This is a genomic window from Curtobacterium sp. MCBA15_013, from assembly GCF_001865095.1.
Taxonomy (GTDB): domain Bacteria; phylum Actinomycetota; class Actinomycetes; order Actinomycetales; family Microbacteriaceae; genus Curtobacterium.
Genome location: NZ_MJGQ01000034.1, coordinates 95,421 through 111,678, shown reverse-complemented (window position 1 = coordinate 111,678; position 16,258 = coordinate 95,421). Strand labels below are relative to the sequence as shown.

The following is a 16,258-nucleotide window of genomic DNA, read 5'->3' as shown; positions in this document are numbered from 1 at the left end:
AGCTTGCCCGCTACCAGTCGTGGACGGTGCCGTCGGCGAGGCGGTTGAAGGGCAGGTACGCCTGCTCGTAGGGGTACTTGCCGGCTTCGTCGACGTCGAGCGAGACCCCGAGGCCCGGCTCGTCGCCGGGGTGCAGGTACCCGTCGGTGAAGGTGAAGGTCTGCCGGAACACCTGGTTCGTCTTCGGGCCGTGCTGCATGTACTCCTGAATGCCGAAGTTGTGGATCGCCAACCCGAGGTGCATCTGCGCCGCGAGGCCCACCGGCGAGATGTCGGTCGGCCCGTGGAACCCGGACTTGATCTGGTACATCGCGGCGTAGTCCATCGTCTTCCGCAGCGGGGAGATGCCGCCCATGTGGGTCACGGCGCCGCGGACGTAGTCGATGAGCTGGTCGCGGATGATGTCCTTGAAGTCCCAGATCGTGTTGAAGACCTCGCCGATCGCGAGCGGCGTCGTGGTGTGCTGCCGGACGAGCTTCAGGGCCTCTTGGTTCTCGGCCGGGGTGCAGTCCTCGAGCCAGAACAGGTCGTACGGCTCGAGCGACTTGCCGAGCTTCGCCGCCTGCAGCGGGGTCATCCGGTGGTGGCCGTCGTGCAGCAGGGGCAGTTCGGGGCCGAACTCGTTCCGGACGGCCTCGAACACGGTGGGCACGTGGCGCAGGTACGCCCGGGTGTCCCAGTCCTCCATCGCGGGGAACGCACCGCGCTGCGCGGGCTCGAAGTCGTAGCGGACGCCCTCGTTCCCCGTCGTCGTCTTGTTCGACGCGATGCCGTAGATCGACTCGAGGCCGGGGACGCCCGTCTGCACGCGGATCGAGCGGTAGCCCTCGGACTGGTGCTCACGGATGGAGTCGAACAACTCCGGCAGCTCCTTGCCCGAGGCGTGGCCGTACGCCATCAGCCCGGTCCGGGAGGCGCCGCCGAGCAGCTGGTACACGGGCATCCCCGCGACCTTGCCCTTGATGTCCCAGAGCGCCATGTCCACCGCGGCGATCGCGGCCATGGTGACCGGACCCCGCCGCCAGTACGACGAGCGGTAGAGGAACTGCCAGGCGTCCTCGATCCGGCTCGCGTCGCGGCCGACCAACAGCGGCACGACGTGCTCGGACAGGTAGGTGGCGACGGCGAGCTCACGACCGTTCAGGGTCGCGTCGCCCAGACCGGTGACGCCGTCGGCGGTGGTGAGCTTCAGCGTCACGAAGTTGCGGTTCGGGCTCGTGACGATGACCTCGGCGCGGTCGATCAGTTGCCCACGGTCGGCCGACGCCCACGTGTCCGGACGTCCGGCGGTCGGGTCGGTCGCCGCGCCGGCGTCGGTCGCACCCGGCACCGGGGCCGCGGGGTTCGTCGTGGTGTCGGTCATGCGTGGACTCCTTCGTCGGTTCTCGTGCGCTCCGCGGTGTCCCGCGCGGCACGGATGCGGTCGGCCGCGGCGGTGATCGCCGCGACGACGGGGGTGGTGTCGAGGTCGGGGGCGATGACGCGCAGCACGTCGTGCACGTCCGAGTCTGCCCCGGGGGCTCCGTCGTCGCTCACCAGGTCGGGCTGCTCGGTCAGGTGCAGCCACCACGCCGCGATGGCGGTCGCGGCACCGGGACCGATGCCCGCGGACGGGTCGCGGTCCAGCCGGTGCCGGAGCACGTCGACCACGCGGACGGGGAGCTTCTCGGAGCCGCCGGCGGCGATCTGCCGCAGGGTGTGCCGGATCCGGGGGTTCGCGAACCGGTCGACCAGGGCGTCGCGTGCCGCGGCGACCTCGGCTTCGGGCAGTGGGAGTTCGAGCGCCGCTTCGTCCCAGAGCTGCTCGACGGCCGCGCGGCAGACGGGGTCGCCCATCGCGGACGCGACCGTCTCGTGGCCGAGCTGCAGGCCGAGGTACGCCAGCAGTGAGTGGGACCCGTTCAGGAGCCAGAGCTTCCGCTGCTCGTACGGGGTGACGTCGTCGACGATGCGGACGCCGGCGGTCTCCCACGCCGGACGGTCGATCCCCGCGAAGCCGTCCTCGAGCACCCACTCCGCGAAGGGTTCGGTGACCACGGGCACCCGGTCGCCGTCGAGCGCACCGGGGAGCTCCGCCAGCCCCGCCACGTCGTCGTCGGTCGTGGCCGGGGTGATCCGGTCGACCATCGACGAGGGGAACGACACGTTCGCGTCGACCCAGTGCTGCAGCGCCGGGTCGGACACGGCGGACGTCACCGCGTCACGGAGCACGTCGCCGTTGTGGGTCAGGTTGTCGAGGCTGACGAGCGCGATGCGCCCCGACCCCGCGGCGCGGCGGGCCTCGAGCCCCTCGACCAGGCGGGCCGGGACGTCGGAACCGGACCGGTAGCCCTGCTCGGTGACCGTCAGCGTGACGACGGTGGTCGCCGGGGACGCGACCACGTGCCTCCAGGTCGAGGAGTCGCTGCCCGGGTGGGCGGCCACGATCGTGTCGACCACCTCGGCGTCGTCGCCCGAGGCGGCCCGGGTGACGAGCGTGTACCGGCATCCCTGGGCGTCCAGCGCATCGGCCGTGTCCGGCGAGCGTCCGGTGAAGGCGGTGATGCCCCACGGCTCGCCGTCGGCGTGCGCCGTGTACCAGGCGAGGTGGGCGCGCGCGAACGCACCCACCCCGAGGTGCACGATGCCGGGTCGGCGATCGGTCATGCCGACACCGGTACGAGGGACCGCAGGTACGCCAGGTTGTCGGCGGTGCGGGCCTCGAGCGGGAGGTCGGTGGAGAAGTCCTCGATCGTGACCCAGCCGTCGTAGCCGACCTGGCGGAGCGCGTCGAGGTACTCGGAGACGGACGCCTGGCCGGTGCGCAGCGGTGCCCACTCGTTCTGCCAGATCGTGCTGCCGTCGGCCCGGGTGTCGCCGGTGTCGACCCAGCGGGCGTTCTTCACGTGCGCGTGGGCCAGGTACGGGCCGAGGAGCTCGAACGCGGCGAGGTGGTCCTCGTGGCCCTCGATCACGAGGTTGCCGAGGTCGTGGATGACGCCGATGTGCTCCGGGTCGAGGCCGTCGACGAGCCGCAGCGCCGCCGAGGCCGAGGGCGTGATCGTCATGTGGTGCAGCTCGACGAGCGCCTTGACGCCGAGCTCGGTCGCCCGGGCCACGGCCCACTCGAGGTCGGCGCGGGTGCGGTCGAAGATCTGCGTGTAGGTCTCGCCGGTGCGCTCCTTCTCCTGCCGGTACATCGGCATCGAGACGCGGACCTGACGGGCGCCGAGCTCGCTCGTGACACGGAGCATGGTGTCGACGCCGTCACGGTTCGACGCCTGCTGGTACCCGCCGATGCCGGAGTACTCCAGCCCGGCGGCGTCGGTGGTGCGGGCGATCTCGCCGACCTGGTCCTCGATGCCGGTGAACTGCCACGTGGAGTTGTTGCCGGCCCAGAACGAGCGCCCGGCGGGCACAGCCTCGCCGGAGGCCGGACGGTCGTCGACGATGCGCCACTCGATGCCGTCCCAGCCCTGCTCGGCGAGCGTCTGCGCGGCCTGAGACGGGGTCCAGTCGGGGGTGGAGGCGGTGAACACGGAGAACTTCATCGGGTGGCTCCTTCTGCTGCGTGTGCGCCGACGACGGGGACGACGTCGTCGTACGCGCCCTCGATCACGTCGTCGATCCGGACGGGCTTGCCGAGCGTCGCGCTGACGTACAGGCCGCGGACGGTGGCGAGGGACACGAGGGCCGCGTCGACCGTGACGCCGGGTTCGCGGCCGTCGCGGATCGCCTCGACGATGTCGGTGTACTGCCGGGCGTGACCGGCGGCGAAGTGGTCGGGTTCGGCCGGACCGCCGACGACGTGCTCCGGCGGGACGACCTCGTCCTTCTGGTCGACCGCACCGGCGACCGCCGTGGCGTTCGCGGTGGTGGACGCGGACTCGAGCGTCGCAGCGTCGGGGGCGATGTGGAAGTACGCCAGGCGGTCGTCGTCGACGATCGCGGACCCGTGCGTGCCGTACACGGCGTACCGGGCGGAGAGGCCCGGGTACGCGGCGGTCGTGCAGTGGATGACGCCGAGCGCTCCCCCGGCGAACCGGACGGTGGCGACCGCGGTGTCCTCGACCTCGATCCGGTCGTGCGCGAGCAGGCCGGTCTGCGCCGAGATCTCGACCGGACGTCCGAGCGCCCAGACGAGCAGGTCGACGGTGTGCACGCCCTGGTTCATCACCGCGCCGCCGCCGTCGAGCGCCCACGTGCCGCGCCAGTCGCCGGAGTCGTAGTAGCCCTGCGAGCGGTACCAGGCGACGCTCGCGAGGCCGGAGGTCACGGTGCCGAACCCGCCGTCGTGGGCGGCTGCTGCGACGGCGGCGGAGGCCGGGTCGAAGCGGTGCTGGCTGATGACGCTCGTCACCAGTCCGCGCGCTCGTGCGGAGGCGGCGAGCGCGGCGATCTGCCGTGCGCGGGGCATCGTGGTGTCGAGGGGCTTCTCGATGACGACGTGCTTGCCGGCGGCGAGGGCGGCCTCGGCCAGCTGGACGTGCATGCCGGACGGCGAGCAGATCGCGACGACGTCGATGTCGGTCTGTGCGATCGCTTCCTCGATGGTGGACGTCGTGATGGGGCGGGTGACGCCCATCGCCTCGATCTCGTCGGCGGCGCTCGTGGCGGCTGCGGGGATCGCGTCGACGAGGGCGACGACCTGCAGGTCGGGGTGGTGGACGGCGACCTTGGCGTGGTGGCGTCCGATGACGCCGGCGCCGACGACGGCGAGCTTGAGCGGGGTGGGTTCGGTCATCGCAGGGTGACTCCGATCTGGTCGGTGAGCTTCCGGAGGGCACGACCGGCGCGGCCGAACGCCGCGGGGCCGGAGAACCCGCCGAGGTGGGTGAAGTCGCTGAGGTGCGGCTCGAGCGAGGCGTAGCCGGAGTACCCGGCGTCGCGCAGCGCGGTGAGGGTCTGCAGCAGTTCGCCGTCGCCCTCGCCCGCGGGGACGACCGACGAGTCGGCGGCGAGGGCGTCCTTGACCTGCAGGTAGTCGACGTACGGCGCGAGCTGCGCCCATCCGTCGGTGAACGGCTTGACGCCGCACTGCACGTAGTTCGCGTTGTCCCAGGCGAGTCGGAGCGCGGGCGAGCCGACGCTCTCGACGATGTCGAGCACGCGCGAGGGGACGTCGCCGTAGATGTCCTTCTCGTTCTCGTGCAGCAGCGTCACGCCCTCGCGCTCGGCGAGGTCGGCCAGGGCCCGCATCCGCACGATGACGTCGTCGCGGACGGCTTCGGGCTGCCGGCCCTCGAAGTAGAACGAGAAGATCCGGATGTTCGTGGTGCCGAGGGCGTGCGCGGCGGCGATCGCGCGGCCGAGTCGTCCGACCTCGTGCTCGACGGGCTCGTCGACCGACACCTTGCCGATCGGCGAGGCGATGGCGGACACGGTCTGCCCGCGTTCCTCAAACAGGCGGTGCAGGCCGGCGAGCTGGTCCTCGTCGAGGTCGACGACGTTCACCCCCCACGCGCTGCGGACCTCGATGGCGCTGGCGCCGAGCGCCTGCAGCACCGCGACCTGGATCGCCGGATCGGCGTCGATCTCGTCGCCGAAACCGGAGAGTTCCCAACTGGGCTGGGTCATTGCATTCCCTTCATGGGACCAGCCTGGAGGCGCGGGGCGGGCTGGCACCGCGCCTCCAGGCAGTCTGTGGACAAGTCGGCAGACTGCACAGCGCTACTTGACGGAGCCGGCGGTGAGACCGCCGACCAGGTAGCGCTGGAAGATCAGGTAGAGCGCCACGACCGGGACCGCACAGACGATCGAGGCGGCCATCATCTGGCCGTAGATCGGGACGGCGCCGCCCTCTTGCGTGGTGCCGAGGACCTGCAGGACGACCGCCACCGTGCGGGTGTTGGGGGTGGTCATGATCGTCGAGAACAGGACGTCGTTCCAGCCGAGCAGGAAGGCGAAGATCGCTGACACGACGATGCCGGGCCACGAGAGCGGCAGGACGATCTTCGTGAGGATCTTGGTGCTGGACGCGCCGTCGATGCGGGCGGCCTCCTCGAGTTCCTTCGGCAGGCCGCGCAGGTACGTGACCATCACCCACGTCGAGAACGGCAGGGCGAACGTCAGGTACGTGACGAACAGTCCCCAGCGGGTGCCGATGATCTGCACGCCGGTGGCGCTCGCGATGTTCGAGAACACCACGAACACGGGCAGGAGCAGGAGCGTGCCGGGGATCGACTGCAGCGCGAGCAGGCCGCGGAGGAACGTCAGGCGTCCGAGGAAGCGGAACCGGACCAGCACGTACGCGGTGGAGACGGCGAGCGCCGCACTCGCGACGGCGACGGCACCGGCGGTGAGCATCGAGTTCACGAGCCCCTCGCCGAGTGCGACCGTCGACCAGATGTCCACGTAGTTCGCGAGCGTGAACTCCGAGGGGAAGTACTCGCCCCGGGCGACCGCGACGTCGGAGTTGACCGACCCGAACAGGATGTAGAGCACGGGGACGGCGATGAACGCGATGATCACCGCGATCACGAGGATGAGCAGCCAGCGCGGCAGGAGCCGGGTGACGTCGGTGTCGTACGGGCGCTTGTGCCGACGGCCGCGGTCGCCGGCGGTGATGCTCTCGGTCAGCGTCGCCGTGGGGCGGGTCCGCGTGGAGGTGGTGAAGGCGCTCATGCTCGGGCTCCGTCGATGTCGGCGGCAGCAGCCGGGGTCGCTGCCGCGAGGGTGCGCCGGTCGGCACGACGCTGCTTGCGGTTGGGGCCCGCGTCGTCACCGGTGTCGAGCTTCACGGCCCGCAGGTAGACGAACAGCGGGATCGCGACGATCACGAGCGAGCAGATCGCCATCGCCGCGGACAGGCCGAAGCGGAACGACTGGAAGCTCGCGATGTACGTGAGGACGGGCATGACCTCGACGCTCGACGGCAGCGGGATGCCGAACAGCACGAACGGGAGGGTGAAGTTGTTGATGTTGTGCAGGATCGCGATGATCACCGCGAGGCTCAGGGGTCCGCGCAGGTACGGGAAGATGATGTAGCGGAGCTTCGCCCACCAGGTCACCCCGTCGAGTGCGGCGGCCTCGTGCACCTCGTTGTCGACCGCCTGCAGTCCGGCGAGGGAGAGCAGGTAGACGAAGGGCCAGCTCGTCCAGATCATCACGCCGGCGAGCGCCCAGTACGACGCGGAGCCGTTCAGCCAGAGCACGTCGGTGTGCAGGATCGAGTTCACGACGCCCTGCGGCTGGAGCATCGTCCGGAAGAACGTGCCGACGACGAAGGCGGGGAGCACGTACGGGATGAGGTAGATCGACCGGACGAGTCCGCGACCGGGGAACCGGTTCTGCGTCGAAATCGCCGCGGCGACGCCGATCGGGACGGTGACCGCGGTGACGAGCACCGAGATGGACACCGAGATCCAGATCGAGTGGAGCAGGGGCGAGTCGGTGAACGCCTCGGCGAAGTTCGCGAACCCGACGAACGGGGCGCTGAACCACTGGCGGAGCGTGTACTGGTCGAGGTCGAGCATCGCGATGTAGAAGCCCACCAGGAGCGGCACCACGATGACGGCGAGCATGAGGACGCCGCCGGGCAGGAGCATCCAGAGGGGACGCTCCCGCTTGTAGAGCGGGGTCGTGCCGTGCGGACGGACCTCGCGGTCACGCGACTCGGTCGCGCGCGGCGCGGGGGTCTGGACCTGCGTCATCACAGGCCTCCGTTCTTCTGCCGGTCGAGCGTGGACTGGGCGTCCTTCTGGGCGTCCTGCAGACGCTTCCGGAGCTGGTCGTCGGTGACCTCACCGCTCTTCAGCGACGGGATGGACTGCACGACGACGTCCACGAGGGAGAGTTGGATGTCCGACCAGGCACCGGTGAAGGCGGTCGGCTTCGAGAGCTTGCCGGCGTCGATGATCGGCTTGAGCTGGGGGTTCGCCGCTGCGAGTTCGGCCGCGGCGTCGGAGTTCGTCGGCAGGTTGCCGAAGAGCTTGTAGTACTCGAGCTGCGCCTTGGGCGTGCTGAGCTGCTTGATGAAGTCGAACGACAGGTCCTGCTTCTTGCCGTAGTCGGCCACGACCCAGTTGTCGCCGGAGAGGATGCTCGCCGCCTCGATGCCGCCGGACGGACGCGACGTCGCTCCCGGGGGCACCGTCGGCAGGAGTGCGAACTCGTACTTGCCGTCGACGGGGGTGTTCTTGAACGAGTTGATCGCGGTGGTGGTCGTCATCGGGAAGAACGCCGCCTTGCCCTCGGTGAACTGCGCGAGGGCCTGGGCGTTGTTCCACCCGATCGCGGCCTTGTCGACGACGCCGTCCTTGGTGACCCAGTCGAAGTAGGTGCGGTAGGCGTTCTCGACGGCCTTCGAGTCGATCTCCGCCTTGCCGTCCTTCGAGACGATCGTGTTGCCGGCGTTCTGCGCCATGCCCCAGACGAACTTCCACGGGTCGAAGCCGTCGGCGTAGGCGATCGCCAGGCCGTGCCGGCCACCCGTGGTGGTGGCCTTCGCGTCCTCGGTCAGCTGGTCCCAGGTCGTGGGCATCTCCGTGATCCCCGCGTCGGCGAGCAGGTCCTTGTTCACCGCCATCACGAACGGTCGGCTGGCGAACGGGATGCCGATCTGCTTCGAGGTGCTCGGTCCGGAGATCCCGAAGGACGCGGGGTCGAACTGGTCCTTGCCCCCGACGGCCTTCCATTCCTTCGAGCCCATCTCGACGAAGGCGCCGGTGGCGTACGCGGTGGGCGTGAACGTGCTGCCGATCGCGTACACGTCCGGACCCTGCCCGGAGATGACGCTGGTCTGGATGGCGGTGAGCTCCTCCTGGGCGGACGAGTACGTCTCCCACTGGACGTTCGCACCGGTGGTGCGCTTGAACGCAGCGGCGACGTCCTGCTGCCACTGCTTGCGTTCCTTGGGGTAGGTGGTGTCCGCGCCCATCATGACGCGGAGGGTGTTCGGGTCGTCGCCGCTGCCGTTCACCACGGCGCATCCCTGGAGGGACAGCGCGGCGAGGGCGACCACGGCCGCGGCACCGATCACGGTGCGGGCATGAAGTCTTCGCGTGTTCACGGGGGTTTCCTCCTCGAGACCTCCTCCGGGCGGCACTGCCCGGTCGATCCACTGTCCCGCGGTTGGCAACATGCGGCAATCGGTTGCCACTTGTTGCCAGACCGGTTTACGTTCGCTGCACCGGCGCACCGAGGCACCGGCAGACCGCACCGGCGCACCGACGCGCAGGCCGGACGACGGAGGAACCGTGACCGACACCGACACCGCCCGGCGGGTGACCATCCGCGACATCGCCGACGCCACCGGTGTGGCGCCGTCCACGGTGTCCCGGGCGCTCTCCCTGCCCGACCGTGTGAACCAGGCGACGCAACAGCGCATCCAGCAGGCCGCCCGGGAACTCGGCTACGTTCCGAACTCGCAGGCCCGGGCGCTCACGTCCGGCCGGACCCGCGCGGTCGCCGTGCTCGTGTCCGACATCACGAACCCCTTCTACTTCGACGTCATCCGCGGGACGCAGCACCAGCTCGCCGGTGCCGGGTGGACGCAGCTCCTCGTCGACACCGAGGAGTCCGCCGACGCCGAGATGGCCGCCCTCAGCGCGATCGCCGGGAAGGCCGACGGGGCCGTGCTCACCGCGTCGCGACTGTCCGACGCGCAGATCGCCCGGTTCGCCGAACGCACCCCGCTCGTCGTGGTGAACCGCCGGCCCGCCGGGGTCCCCTCCGTGCTGATCGACACCCCCGGCGGGGTCGAGCAGGCCGTGCAGCACCTGGTGTCCCTCGGCCACCGGGACATCCTCTACGTCGCCGGCCCGGACAGCTCGTGGTCGAACGAACGCCGGTGGAAGGCCCTCGTCCGCGTCGCCAAGCGCCTCGGTGTGCGGGTCGGCCGCGTCGGGCCGCACGCGCCGTTCGTCGATTCCGGAGCAGCGGCCGCCGACGCCGCCGTGCACGCCGGTGCCACCGCCTGCATCGCGTTCAACGACCTGATCGCGATCGGCATGCTCGCCCGACTCCGGGAGCGGGGCGTCCGCGTCCCCGAGGACATGAGCATCGTCGGCTGCGACGACATCTTCGGCGCCGACTTCTGCAACCCGCCGCTCACCACGATGACCTCACCGATCGAGCGGGCCGGCCGGGTCGCGATCCGGATGCTCCTCGGCCGGCTCGGCGCGATCCCCGCCGACGAACTGCCCGGCGAGCACATGAGCGGCGCGGTCGCGCTGCCGACCCACCTCACCGTCCGCGAGTCCACCGGTCCCGCACCCGTCCCCCACGCGTCATGAAGGAGTCGACGATGACCCAGACCACCACCGCCACGGCGCTCGCCCCGCACCCGGACCGGCTCTTCGCAGCCGACCCGGGAGCGCGAGCGGTCGCCCGCACGGTCTACGACGCCGTCAAGGACGCGCCGATCATCTCCCCCCACGGGCACGTCGACGCCGCCCTCATCGCGGACGACCAACCGTTCGAGGACCCCGCGTCGCTGCTCATCACGCCGGACCACTACGTCCTGCGGCTCCTGCACGCGAACGGTGTCGGACTGGAGGCGCTGGGTCGCGTCGACCTGTCGGGAACCGGCACCGTGCCTCCAGGACGATCCATCTGGCGGAACCTGGCCGAGCACTGGGACGACTTCCTCGGCACCCCCGTCCGCTACTGGTTCGAGACGGAGCTGCACGACGTCTTCGGACTGACGGAACAGCCGTCGGCCGCGAACGCGGACGCCCAGTACGACCACATCGCCGAGCTCCTCACCACGCCCGCGTTCCGTCCGCGCGCCCTGTTCGACGCCTTCGGCATCGAGGTCCTCGCGACCACGGACGCGCCCACCGCCGACCTCGCCGCGCACGCGCGGCTCGCCGCCGACCCCTCCTTCACCGGCCGGGTGGTCCCCACGTTCCGCGCGGACGCCGTGTTCGACCCGTCGGGGTCGGACTGGAGGCACGTGGTCGCGTCGATCGGTGAGGCCGCCGGCATCGACACGAGAACCCACGACGGGCTGTTGGCGGCTCTGCGCGCACGTCGCCAGTACTTCGTCCAGCACGGTGCCACCGCCACGGACACCGGGGTCCTCGACGCCGGGTCCACGCCGTTGTCGGCCTCGGAGCGCTCGCGGATCCACGCGGCCGCGATGCAGGGTCCGTCCGCTGTGACCGCGTCGGAGGCCGTCGCGTACCGGCACGACATGCTCTACCGGTGGGCCGAGATGAGCGTCGAGGACGGTCTCGTCATGCAGCTCCACCCCGGTGTGCTGCGGAACCACCACGCCCCCACGCTCGAGCGCTTCGGGCCGGACACCGGGCACGACCTGCCCGCGGTCGGGTCCTTCACCGAACCGCTGCGGCCGCTGCTCGAGTCGTTCGGGACCGCGCCGGGGTTCCACCTCGTGCTCTTCACCGTCGATGAGACCGTGTTCTCCCGCGAGATCGGCCCGCTCGCCGGCTTCTACCCCGCCGTGTACGCCGGCGCTCCCTGGTGGTTCATCGACACCCCCGCGGCGATCGGCCGGTACCGGGCGGCCATCACCGACTCGGCGTCGTTCACGAAGACCTCGGGGTTCATCGACGACACCCGGGCGTACTGCTCGATCCCGGCGCGGCACGACATGGCTCGTCGAGCGGACGCGGCCTACCTGGCGTCGCTCGTGGTGACGCACGAGCTGTCCGAGGAGGACGCGGTACGGACGGCGCGTCGGATCGTGTCGGACATCCCGAGGGCGACGTTCAAGCTCTGAGGCGCTTGCGCACGAGCACGCGGGGGAAACCGTTCAGGACGGACGTCGTGTCCGCCGCGTGCTCGAACCCGGCGTGCTCGAACAGTGCGCGGGTCCCGACGTACGCCATCGTCAGGTCGACCCGCTCGCCGCGGTTGTCGACGGGGTACCCCTCCACCGTGCGGGCGCCGTGCTCGCGGGCGAAGTCGACCGCGCCCGCCAGGAGCGCGTGCGAGATGCCCTCGCCCCGGTGGCCCGGCCGCACCCGGATGCACCAGACGCTCCACACGCTCCGGTCGCCCGGGTCGTCGAGGTGCGGGATCTTCCGGTTCCGCGCGAACGTGGTGTCCGGACGGGGGGTGCACCGCGGCCCACCCGACGACCTCGTCGCCGTCGTACGCCAGGACCCCGGGCGGCAGGTCCTCGTCGAGGAGCACCCGGACGCGATCTCCACGGGCCGTGCCGCTGAGGGCCTGGTTCTCCTTCGCCGGGATCCGGTAGCTCAGGCACCAGCACACGTTCGCGTCCGGACGCTTCGGACCGACCATGGTGCGGACGTCGTCGAAGGACGTCGCGGGACGCACCTCGATCGTCATGCCACGAGCATGGCACCCGATCGTCGGAGGAGTTCGAGCGATCGGCCGATCTCCTGTTCGGCGGTCGCGGTGTCCGGGGACCAGTTGCACTCCAGTGAGACCGAGCTGCGGTAGCCACCGTCGTGCGCGGCCGCGAGGAAGTCACGCCAGACGTCGTCGCCGCCCTCGGCACCGAGCGGGCGACGGTCGCGATCGCTGACGTGCACGTGGCCGATGCGGGCGCCGTGCTCCCGGAGGACGTCGAGCGACTCCCCCTCGTTCCGGATGTGGAACAGGTCGGCGACGACGTCCACCCCGTCGACGGCCGCGTCGTCCAGGAACCGGACGGTCTCGGCGACGGAGTGCAGGACGTTCGTCTCCGAGCGGCTCAGCGGCTCGAGCACGATGCGGAGGCCGTTCGCTGCGGCGGTGTCCCGGGCCGTGCGGAGCACCTCGGCGAAGCGGCCGTGGGCCTCTGCCTCGGGCATGCCGGCGGGTGCCGTGCGGGCGGTCCCCGAGCCGAACACGATCTTCGCGCCCGGGTCGGCGACGGAGCGGACGATCGGGAGGACGGCCTCGAAGTAGTCCCGGACTGCGTCGGGGTCGGCGGTCAGCAGCGGGAGGTCGCCGGGGACGAGGATCGCGAAGGACGGGAAGCGGTCGCCGGCGTAGCCGTCGTCGAGCACCCAGCCACCGCCGTGGTCGTGGCCGCCGCCGTCGCCGTTCGGCCGGATCGCCAGGTTGTCGGCGATCGTCGGCTCGACGTGGTCGGCGCCCGCGCGACGGACGGCCTCGGTCAGTGCTGCTCCGGCGACGACGCCGAATCCGGTGAACGACATGGGGTCCATGCAACTCGGGGTGCGGCGGTCCGGCAGTCGTTGCCGTCCGTTGCCACGGGTCCGGTCAGTGCCGTTCGGCGTCGAGGAGGTCGTCGAGCTGCACGGTCTTCGAAGTCACGGTGGCAACGGAGCGGGCGGTCACGGGCGCCAGCCCGGTGTCACGAGGCCGGTCTCGTAGGCGAAGACGACGAGCTGGGCACGATCGCGGGCGCCGAGCTTGATCATCGCCCGGGAGACGTGGGTCTTCGTGGTCATCGGGCTGACGAAGAGGTGCTGGGCGATCTCGGCGTTCGTCATGCCGACGGCGACGAGCTGCATGACCTGACGCTCGCGGTCGGTCAGGACGCCCAGCTCCGGCGCGAGGGACGACGGCTTCGCGTGGGTGGCGTACGCCTCGACCAGGGAACGGGTCGCCCGGGGCGAGAGCAGGGACTCCCCCGCGACGACGGTCCGGATCGCCCGGAGGAGTTCGGCCGGTTCGGTGTCCTTCACGAGGAATCCGGCAGCCCCACCGCGGATCGCCTCGAACACGTAGTCGTCCTCCTCGAACGTGGTGAGGATGACCACGTGCACGCCCCCGAGTTCGGGGTCGGCCGAGATCCGTTGCGTCGCCGCGAGCCCGTCGGTGCCCGGCATCCGGATGTCCATGAGGACGACGTCGGGGCGTTCCCGCCGTGCGACGTCCACCGCGGCGTCGCCGTCACCCGCCTCGCCGACGACGGTCATGCCGGGTTCGGCATCGACGAGTGCGCGGAGCCCGGCGCGGACGAGCACCTGGTCGTCGACGAGGAGCACGCGGATCGGGTCCGGGGCGATGCTGTCCGTGGTCATCGGGCGTCCTCGGGGTCGGTGCCGACCACCGGGAGGCGTGCTGCCACCCGCCAGCCGCCGTCGGTCGTCGGTCCGGCGGACAGGGTGCCGTCGACGGCGTTCGCACGTTCGCGCATCCCGATGATCCCGTTGCCGGTCGGGGCGAGCGGCTCGGTGGAGCCGACGTCGGCCACCCGCGGCTGGGACGGGCGGTCGGCGACGACGAGGTCCACGACGTCCGGGCCGATCGAGATCGTCACGTCGGCTCGGTGTCCGGGGGCGTGCTTCATGACGTTGGTCACCGACTCTTGCACGATGCGGAACGCGTTCCGGTCCGTGATGCCGTGCACCGCCGATCGGTCGCCGTCGACGGCCAGGGTGACGTCGACGCCCGCGGCACGCGCTCGTTCCACCAGGTCGGCGACGCGGTCGAGGCCGGCCGTCGGGGCGCGCTCCGCCCCCTCGCGGTCGGGCGCTCCGTCGGGTGCTCCGTCGGGTGCTCCGTCGGGTGCTCCGTCGACGGAGCGGAGCACGCCGAGGATCGTCCGGAGTTCGACGAGGGCGTCGCGGCTGGAGTCGCGGATGTTCGCGAGGGAGTCCCGCGTCTGGTCCGGGAGGTCGGCGCCGAGGTGGAGGGCGACCCCGGCCTGGAGGTTGATGAGGGACATGCTGTGGGCGACCGAGTCGTGGAGCTCGCGGGCGATCCGCACCCGCTCGTCGGCGGCACGGCGCCGGTCGGCCTCGGCGCGCTGACGACGGCGTTCCGCGACCCGTTCGAGCCGGACCCGGACGAGTTCGGACACGGCGATCGTCACGGTGACCCAGGCGATGCAGAGCAGCACGGCGCTGAGGTCGAGCACGGACGAGCGGCCGAGGACGGCATCGGCGGTCGGGAGCACGACGACGGCGAGCGCCGCCGAGGCGAGGACCCACCAGCGGTGTCCGCGGAGCCAGGCGTTGGCGAGCGCCATCGTCAGCGCGGCGACGAACGGCCCGCGCGGACTCACGACGAGGGCGTACCCGATCGTGGTCGCGAGGGTCAGGAGCAGCACCGACCGTGGCCATCGCCAGCGCCACGGGAGCACCACGACGCCGGCCACGAGGAACCCGACCGCGAGCGGGCCGAGGTGCACCGGGTCGACCGCACCGGTGGACGCGTGCCGTGCCCAGGGTGGGCCGGCCGAATCCGTCCCGACACCGGGCCCGACCAGCACGCGCGATGCGAGCAGCGTCCCGACGATCTGCAGGAACGCCACCGGCAGCACCCGACCGACCCGGGCGAAGCGACGGCGCCCGACCCAGCGGGTGCCGTCGCTCGCCGGGTCGGCGAGGGTCGGGGTGGCGTCCATGGCTCGAGCCTAGGGTCGGCTGCCGCCCGCGGCATCGGGCGTGCGCACGACCTGTGGACTACTCCCGCGGGAGTAGTCGGGTGTGGAGGAGGACGTGCACTACGACTGCGGGAGCAGGCGGAAGTGGGGCTGCGGGACGGACGCGCGCCGCGCCTCCTGGGCCGAGTCTTGGACGGTCGTGACAGCGACGCCGAACCGACCACAGGAGGTCACCATGCTCACCACCATCGCCGCCACCGCGCCCTACTGGCACGGCGGCGGGTTCCCGTTCCCCGTCTTCCCCGCGTTCTTCTTCGTCGCGTTCCTCGTCGTGTTCCTCGTGTTCGGCGTGCTCCGACGCGGCAGCTGGCGGGCGCGGTCGGACGCCCGCTCGGTGCTCGCCGACCGGTTCGCCCGCGGCGACATCGACGCCGAGGAGTACCGGTCGCGGCTGTCCGAGCTCAGCCGGAAGTGACCGAGAGCGCGGAGAGGATCGCCGTCACCGTCTCGTCGACCGAGCCCTCGATCGACACGGTGACGGCGGCCTCGTCCGGCTGCGGTCGCTCGAGCGTCGCGAACTGCGAGTCGAGCAAGGAGCTCGGCATGTACTCGTGGTGACGGTGCGCCTGGCGGTCGGCGATCAGGTCGTGCGAGCCGTCGAGGAAGGCGATCACGAGGGCCGGCGCCGAGGCGCGGAGACGGTCGCGGTAGACACGCTTGAGCGCCGAGTTCGCCATCACGCAGCGGTGGCCGGAGCCCTCGACCTCGGCGATCCGCGCGGCGCAGGCGTCCAGCCAAGGCCAGCGGTCCTCGTCCGTGAGCGGGATCCCCTGCCGCATCTTCTCCTTGTTCGCGGCGGGGTGCAGGTCGTCCGCGTCCACGAAGACCGTGGGCTGCCCCTCGGCGGCGAGGGCGTCGGCGAGGGCCTGCCCGATCGTCGACTTGCCGGAACCGGAGACCCCCATCACGAGCAGGGGCGGGAGGACAGCGCGCTCGGTCATCCCTCCACCGTATTGGGCCGGTGAACAGTCGTCCCCAGTTGCCGTAACACCCGGGCGGTCC

At 71.2% G+C, this 16,258-nt stretch carries 15 protein-coding genes and 1 pseudogene; 3 read left to right on the top strand and 13 right to left on the bottom strand.

The window, feature by feature from the left end; all coding sequences use genetic code 11:
- Positions 1-10 precede the first annotated feature (10 nt).
- From manD to BIV01_RS13445, 8 genes are all read right to left on the bottom strand, one after another.
- Positions 11-1,363 carry a D-mannonate dehydratase ManD gene (manD, locus tag BIV01_RS13480; RefSeq protein WP_254791837.1) on the bottom strand — a complete coding sequence of 451 codons (1,353 nt, stop codon included), beginning with the start codon at positions 1,361-1,363 and terminating at the stop codon, positions 11-13.
- Complete coding sequence (locus tag BIV01_RS13475; RefSeq protein WP_071303151.1) at positions 1,360-2,646, bottom strand: mannitol dehydrogenase family protein; 1,287 nt, start codon at positions 2,644-2,646, stop codon at positions 1,360-1,362. Before BIV01_RS13475 ends, manD begins: the two co-directional genes overlap by 4 nt.
- Positions 2,643-3,530 (bottom strand): sugar phosphate isomerase/epimerase family protein, encoded by an 888-nt coding sequence (locus tag BIV01_RS13470; protein ID WP_071303150.1) that lies wholly within the window; start codon positions 3,528-3,530, stop codon positions 2,643-2,645. Before BIV01_RS13470 ends, BIV01_RS13475 begins: the two co-directional genes overlap by 4 nt.
- Positions 3,527-4,723 (bottom strand): Gfo/Idh/MocA family protein, encoded by a 1,197-nt coding sequence (locus tag BIV01_RS13465; RefSeq protein WP_071303149.1) that lies wholly within the window; start codon positions 4,721-4,723, stop codon positions 3,527-3,529. The genes BIV01_RS13470 and BIV01_RS13465 overlap by 4 nt, the downstream gene beginning before the upstream one ends.
- Positions 4,720-5,556 (bottom strand): sugar phosphate isomerase/epimerase family protein, encoded by an 837-nt coding sequence (locus tag BIV01_RS13460; protein ID WP_071303148.1) that lies wholly within the window; start codon positions 5,554-5,556, stop codon positions 4,720-4,722. Before BIV01_RS13460 ends, BIV01_RS13465 begins: the two co-directional genes overlap by 4 nt.
- Before the next feature lie 93 nt (positions 5,557-5,649).
- Positions 5,650-6,603 carry a carbohydrate ABC transporter permease gene (locus tag BIV01_RS13455; RefSeq protein ID WP_071303147.1) on the bottom strand — a complete coding sequence of 318 codons (954 nt, stop codon included), beginning with the start codon at positions 6,601-6,603 and terminating at the stop codon, positions 5,650-5,652.
- On the bottom strand, positions 6,600-7,631 hold the full coding sequence (locus BIV01_RS13450) for a carbohydrate ABC transporter permease (protein ID WP_071303146.1): 1,032 nt from the start codon (positions 7,629-7,631) through the stop codon (positions 6,600-6,602). The genes BIV01_RS13455 and BIV01_RS13450 overlap by 4 nt, the downstream gene beginning before the upstream one ends.
- Complete coding sequence (locus BIV01_RS13445) at positions 7,631-8,989, bottom strand: ABC transporter substrate-binding protein (RefSeq protein WP_175473728.1); 1,359 nt, start codon at positions 8,987-8,989, stop codon at positions 7,631-7,633. Before BIV01_RS13445 ends, BIV01_RS13450 begins: the two co-directional genes overlap by 1 nt.
- 187 nt (positions 8,990-9,176) lie before the next feature.
- Here BIV01_RS13445 and BIV01_RS13440 point away from each other — a divergent pair, with 187 nt between their 5' ends.
- Both BIV01_RS13440 and uxaC read left to right on the top strand, forming a co-directional pair.
- Positions 9,177-10,214, top strand: coding sequence for a LacI family DNA-binding transcriptional regulator (locus BIV01_RS13440; RefSeq protein ID WP_070416787.1), 1,038 nt, complete (start codon positions 9,177-9,179; stop codon positions 10,212-10,214).
- Between the two features lie 11 nt (positions 10,215-10,225).
- Positions 10,226-11,665 carry a glucuronate isomerase gene (gene uxaC / locus BIV01_RS13435; protein ID WP_071303174.1) on the top strand — a complete coding sequence of 480 codons (1,440 nt, stop codon included), beginning with the start codon at positions 10,226-10,228 and terminating at the stop codon, positions 11,663-11,665.
- Here the strand turns inward: uxaC and BIV01_RS13430 are convergent.
- From BIV01_RS13430 to BIV01_RS13415, 4 genes and pseudogenes are all read right to left on the bottom strand, one after another.
- Positions 11,655-12,240, bottom strand: a pseudogene (locus tag BIV01_RS13430) (GNAT family N-acetyltransferase). The gene uxaC and the pseudogene BIV01_RS13430 sit on opposite strands and share 11 nt — an antisense overlap.
- Positions 12,237-13,058, bottom strand: a complete 822-nt coding sequence (locus tag BIV01_RS13425; protein WP_071303145.1) for a sugar phosphate isomerase/epimerase family protein — start codon at positions 13,056-13,058, stop codon at positions 12,237-12,239. The pseudogene BIV01_RS13430 and the gene BIV01_RS13425 overlap by 4 nt, the downstream one beginning before the upstream one ends.
- 138 nt (positions 13,059-13,196) lie before the next feature.
- Positions 13,197-13,889 (bottom strand): response regulator transcription factor, encoded by a 693-nt coding sequence (locus BIV01_RS13420; protein WP_071303144.1) that lies wholly within the window; start codon positions 13,887-13,889, stop codon positions 13,197-13,199.
- Positions 13,886-15,217 (bottom strand): sensor histidine kinase, encoded by a 1,332-nt coding sequence (locus BIV01_RS13415; protein WP_071303143.1) that lies wholly within the window; start codon positions 15,215-15,217, stop codon positions 13,886-13,888. The genes BIV01_RS13420 and BIV01_RS13415 overlap by 4 nt, the downstream gene beginning before the upstream one ends.
- 214 nt (positions 15,218-15,431) lie before the next feature.
- Here BIV01_RS13415 and BIV01_RS13410 point away from each other — a divergent pair, with 214 nt between their 5' ends.
- The gene (locus tag BIV01_RS13410; protein ID WP_070416791.1) at positions 15,432-15,671 is read left to right on the top strand and encodes a hypothetical protein; all 240 of its coding nucleotides are present in this window, start codon (positions 15,432-15,434) and stop codon (positions 15,669-15,671) included.
- Here BIV01_RS13410 and BIV01_RS13405 read toward each other — a convergent pair.
- Positions 15,658-16,197, bottom strand: coding sequence for a gluconokinase (locus BIV01_RS13405; protein WP_071303142.1), 540 nt, complete (start codon positions 16,195-16,197; stop codon positions 15,658-15,660). The genes BIV01_RS13410 and BIV01_RS13405 overlap by 14 nt on opposite strands.
- Positions 16,198-16,258: the final 61 nt, after the last annotated feature.